This window comes from Marilutibacter maris (assembly GCF_006546735.2).
Classification (GTDB): domain Bacteria; phylum Pseudomonadota; class Gammaproteobacteria; order Xanthomonadales; family Xanthomonadaceae; genus Marilutibacter; species Marilutibacter maris.
This window is the reverse complement of record NZ_VICD02000044.1, coordinates 1-3,150: the sequence shown is the minus strand read 5'-3', so window position 1 is coordinate 3,150 and position 3,150 is coordinate 1. Positions and strand designations below refer to the sequence as shown.

The window sequence follows — 3,150 nt, the reverse complement described above, 5'->3', positions numbered from 1 at the left end:
GGCGATTCGCATCGCAGATGCGAATGGGGGTGTGGAAGCGCAACGGCGGGGCCCAAGGTTTGCGCAGCAAACTTTGGGAGATATCCGGGCGCAGCACGGATATCTGCCCCCCCTGTAGGAGCGGCGTAAGCCGCGACCGGGCCTGTCCGCGAAGACTTCATCGCCGCTTACGTTGCCGCTGCGGGCGGGTGCTAGCGCTGGCAGTGGCCGCACCAGACGGTCGCGCGCTGGCCGATGCTGGCCTGCTTCAAGGCGCGGCCGCAGCGCGGACAGGGCGCGCCGCCGCGTCCGTAGGCTGACAGTTCCTGTTCGAAATAGCCGGGGGCGCCATCGGGACTGATGAAGTCGCGCAAGGTGGTGCCGCCGCGCACGATCGCCTGGCCGAGGATCGCCTTGACCGCGTCCGCCAGCGCCGCGTAGCGCTCGCGCGAAACCTTGCCGGCCGCCCGCAGCGGCGATATCCGGGCCGCGAACAGCGCCTCGGCGGCGTAGATGTTGCCGACCCCGACCACCACCGCCTGGTCCATCAGGAATGTCTTGACCGGCGCCTTGCGGCCACGGCTCAGATCGAACAGATGGTCGCCGTCGAACGCCTCCGACAACGGTTCCGGCCCCAGTCCGCGCAGCAGCGTGTGGGTCTCGCCCGACGGCTGCCACAGCAGGCAGCCGAACCGGCGCGGGTCGTTGAAACGCAGCACCTGGGCGACACCGCCGTTGCCGGTCTCCAGCGCCAGGTCGACGTGATCGTGGGCGCGCACCGGCGTATCCGCCGGCAGCACCCGCAGGCTGCCGGACATGCCCAGATGCAGCAGCGCGCTGCCGACAGCGGTGTCCAGCAACAGGTACTTGGCGCGGCGCCGGACTGTTTCGATCCGTTGCCCCGGCAGCACCTGTTCGATCGCTTCGGGGATCGGCCAGCGCAGGTCGGGGCGGCGCAGCACCGCGGCGGTCACGCGCCGCCCTTCCAGGTGCGGTGCGAGACCGGCGCGGGTGGTTTCGACTTCGGGCAGTTCGGGCATGCGCCTAGCTTAGAGCCTGCCCGCCATCTCCACGCAGTCCGCGCCGATCATGCACATCAGTAGGCGACGCTGAACCGCTGGCGCGAGTGCGCCGGCTGCTCCAGTTCGTCGACCATCGCCACCGCGTAGTCCTGCAGCGATATGCGGCTCTGGCCGGCCTCATCGGTCAGCAGGCGGTCGCCGCCGATGCGGAAACGGCCGCTGCGCTCGCCCGGCTCGATCAGCGCGGCCGGGCTGAGCATGGTCCAGTCCAGCGCCGGCTCGGCGCGCAGGCGCTCCAGCGCATCGCGCGCGCCCAGCGCGGTGCCCTTCCACTGCTCGGGGAACTCGGGGGTATCGACCACCTGCACGCCCGGCGCGACCTCCAGGCTGCCGGCGCCGCCGACCATCAGCAGGCGCGGGACGCCGGCCTCGGCGACCGCGGCGATGATCGATTCGACACCGCGCATGTAGTACCCGCGCACGTCCTGCTGGGCATGGCCGCTGAAGGCGCTGATCACCGCATCGTGCCCGGCCAGCTGCGCGGCCAGGCGTTGGCGGTCGAGCGCATCGCTGGCGACCACTTCCAGCCCGTCGGCCGGTTCGAGCTTCTCGGGATGGGCGACCAGGGCGGTGACCTGGTGGCCGCGCGCGCGCAGTTCGGCGAGCAGGCCGGAACCGATGAAACCGGAAGCGCCGATGAGTGCGACTTTCATGGGGAAGACCTCAATGTCGATGGGAGAGACGTGTAGTATTTGCTCTTACAAAGCCATCGATAAGCCTGCCATTTCCGCAATGACAATGAAGCCAGACTTCATAATCAATCGACTCAAGCGGATGGCCATCTATGTCCGCGTGGTCGAGCTGGGCTCGATGAGCGCGGCCGCGCGCGAGCTGGCAATGACCGCCTCGGCGGTCAGTCAGCAGATCCGCCAGCTCGAGGCCGAGACCGGCATCGTCCTGTTGCTGCGCTCGACCCGCCGACTGAGCCTGACCGAGGCCGGCCAGGCCTACTACGAGGACTGCGCGAGGATGCTGCACGCGGCGCAGGCCGCCGACCGGCGCCTGTCCGACCTGCGCGACGAGCCGCGCGGCGAACTGCGGATCGCGTTCCCGGTCGGGTTCAGCACGATGCTGGCCGAGGCGCTGGCGCCGATGCTTCGGGCGCATCCGAAGCTCAGCCTGCGATTGTTCGCCGAGGACCGCAAGATCGATCTGATCGGCGAACGCATCGACCTCGCGATCCGGATCGGTTCACTCGCCGATTCCTCGCTGATCGCGCGCCGGCTCGCCGAATGGCGGCACATGCTGGTCGCCACCCCGGCCTATGCGCAGGCACACGGATTGCCTGATAGTCCGGAGGCGTTGGGCACGCACGCGGTGCTGATCCTCAGCGTGCTCGACCAGCCCGAGTTCATCGAGCTCCACCGTCCCGGCGAACCCGCACGCCGCGTCCGCGTCCACGGGCCGATACTGGCCAACAGCGCCGAGGCGCTGCTGCAGATGACACTGCAGGACCTGGGCATCATGCGCATGCCCGGACCGCACGCCAGCGCGCTGATCGCCCAGGGCCGGCTGCTGCCGGTGCTGCCGGACTGGTCGATGGCGCCGATTGGCGTCTATGCGCTGACCGCGCAGCGCGAATCCCAGCCGGCCAAGGTGCGCGTCGCGATCGCCGCACTACGCGAGCACCTGGAAGCGGCGGCGACCGCCTGAGCTACGCCCCGGCGACACAGGCCGGCGCTATGCTTGTGTTCCCGACTCGGCCGGGCATCGGCATGACGGAAACCGACGACGCGGAACCCGGTACGGCCACGACGCCGCCCTTCGGCCCGGCGCTGCACCGCTATGCCCGCGGCCAGCTGGACGCCGCCGGCGAGTGGTTGCGTGTCGACGGCGAACCGGGCAAACGGCTGCACAAGGGCATCCACCAGGGCCGCAAGGCGCTGCGACGGGTGCGGGCGACGCTCGCGCTGGGACAGCCCGCGCTGGGGCCGGGTGCCGAGCTGGTCGATCGCGAGCTGCGCCGGCTCGTCCGCGGCCTGGGCGATGTCCGCGACGGCCAGGCGCTGGTCGAGACGCTGGACCGCCTGCATGCGGACAGCAGCGGCACCCCGATCGCGGCGAATCTGGAACACGCCCGGCGCGCGGT

At 70.3% G+C, this 3,150-nt stretch carries 4 protein-coding genes; 2 read left to right on the top strand and 2 right to left on the bottom strand.

The annotated features are described in order from the left end of the window. Positions 1-191: 191 nt before the first annotated feature. Together mutM and FKV24_RS03265 are read right to left on the bottom strand one after the other, a co-directional pair. Positions 192-1,019, bottom strand: coding sequence for a bifunctional DNA-formamidopyrimidine glycosylase/DNA-(apurinic or apyrimidinic site) lyase (gene mutM / locus FKV24_RS03270; protein ID WP_141481232.1), 828 nt, complete (start codon positions 1,017-1,019; stop codon positions 192-194). A 56-nt stretch (positions 1,020-1,075) separates the two neighbouring features. After that, positions 1,076-1,714 carry an NAD(P)-dependent oxidoreductase gene (locus tag FKV24_RS03265; RefSeq protein WP_141481230.1) on the bottom strand — a complete coding sequence of 213 codons (639 nt, stop codon included), beginning with the start codon at positions 1,712-1,714 and terminating at the stop codon, positions 1,076-1,078. Positions 1,715-1,835: 121 nt separating this feature from the next. On the opposite strand from FKV24_RS03265, the gene FKV24_RS03260 reads away from it, so the two are divergent. Continuing rightward, a complete protein-coding gene (locus FKV24_RS03260) occupies positions 1,836-2,714 on the top strand; it encodes a LysR family transcriptional regulator (protein ID WP_211371766.1) in 879 nt (292 codons plus the stop codon). Between the two features lie 62 nt (positions 2,715-2,776). Next, on the top strand, positions 2,777-3,150 hold a 374-nt coding region (locus FKV24_RS03255; RefSeq protein ID WP_141481228.1), incomplete at its 3' end, for a CHAD domain-containing protein.